Consider the following 1,422-nt stretch of genomic DNA (forward strand, 5'->3'; position numbering starts at 1 on the left):
CACCGCATCGAGCCCGTGTTCGCGCACCGCAGCGAGCACCTGCGTCATGACGCGATCGCCGCCCGGGTGTTTCAGCAGATGCCGCTGCAGCAGTTGCAGCGGCTGCGGCATCGTGATGAACGGTGCGCCGTTGCGCAGTGCGCCGGGTTTGCGCTCGACCAGCGTGACGTAGTGGCGCCAATCGTAGAAGGTCATGTGCCGCTCGAAGCTGCGTTCGTGGCGTGCGATCTCCTGGGCGTTGGCGACGACGCTGAGATATGCCGGATAGCAGCGCACGCTCACCAACTGGTTCGTGTACTCGGTGGGCACGCTGTAGCGGTTGCGTTGGAAGTGAATCAGGCTGGTCGACGAGACTCGCAGGGTCTGCTCGATGTAGCCGTCGAACGGCCGTGGATTGGGCATCAGCCGGGTACGCTCGTCCTGCAGCACATCCTCGACTGTCAGCTCAGGCCACTGCGGGTGCCGCATGTGCCACGCCTCACGACACTGACCAGCGACCCATTCGTTCAGGATCTCCAGCGTTTCCCAGCGCCGTAGCGCTGCTTCGTGCCAGATCTGACGTCGCCGGTCCTGAACGTTCTTCTCGACGATGCCTTTCTCCCAGCCTGCAGCCCGGTTGCAGAACTCCGGCTCGAACAGGTAGTGACTGCACATCGCTTCGAAGCGCGCGTTGACCGCACGCTCCTTGCCGCAGCCAACCTTGTCCACGGCGGTCTTCATGTTGTCGTAGATGCCGCGCCGCGGCACGCCGCCGAACGCGGCGAATGCGCGGGCGTGCGCATCGAACAGCATCTCGTGACTCTGTGTGGGATAGGCGACGAGCCAGAACGCGCGGCTGGAGTTAAGTTTGACGTGGGCGACCTCCAGGCGTCGCCGTAGCCCGCCAACAAACGCGTATTCGCAGCTCCAGTCAAACTGGAAGGCTTCGCCGGGTTCGAAGGCGAGCGGCACGAAGGCCTTCCTGCGAGGCGCCTCAGCCTGCTCCTCGTGCCAACGCCTCACGAACGCGCTTACGCGGCCGTAGCTGCCGGCGTAACCCTCGGCGCGGATCGCCTCGAACATGAACCGGGCGGTGCGCCGGTCACGCTTCGGGCGATGACTGTCGGCACGCAGCCAACCTGTCAGCTGTGCGGCCCAGTCGTCGATGACGCTCGGGCTGACGCGCTTCGGATACTTCGGCTCGACAGCATCAGTCTGCCGCAGCCAGCGGCGCACCGTGTTTCGGGACAGGCCCGTACGCCGCGCAATCTCGCGCAACGGGACCTTCTCGCGGAAATACATCCGCCTGATCTTGGCCAATATGCCCACCGTGATCACCTTTGTATCCCCTGCTCAAAGATTGAGCAGGGCATTCAATCACGTGGGTCAAAATTCGATGAAAATTTTCAGCTCTAGTGGGTCAGTTCTGTGCGGACATCAACA

At 63.2% G+C, this 1,422-nt stretch carries 1 protein-coding gene; it reads right to left on the minus strand.

Annotated features, from left to right (window positions below):
* A partial coding sequence (gene istA / locus BCO18175_RS40345) for an IS21 family transposase (protein ID WP_174989391.1) occupies positions 1-1,308 on the minus strand: 1,308 nt, incomplete at its 3' end.
* Between the last annotated feature and the right edge of the window lie 114 nt (positions 1,309-1,422).

Source organism: Burkholderia lata (assembly GCF_902499335.1).
Classification (GTDB): Bacteria; Pseudomonadota; Gammaproteobacteria; order Burkholderiales; family Burkholderiaceae; genus Burkholderia; species Burkholderia lata_B.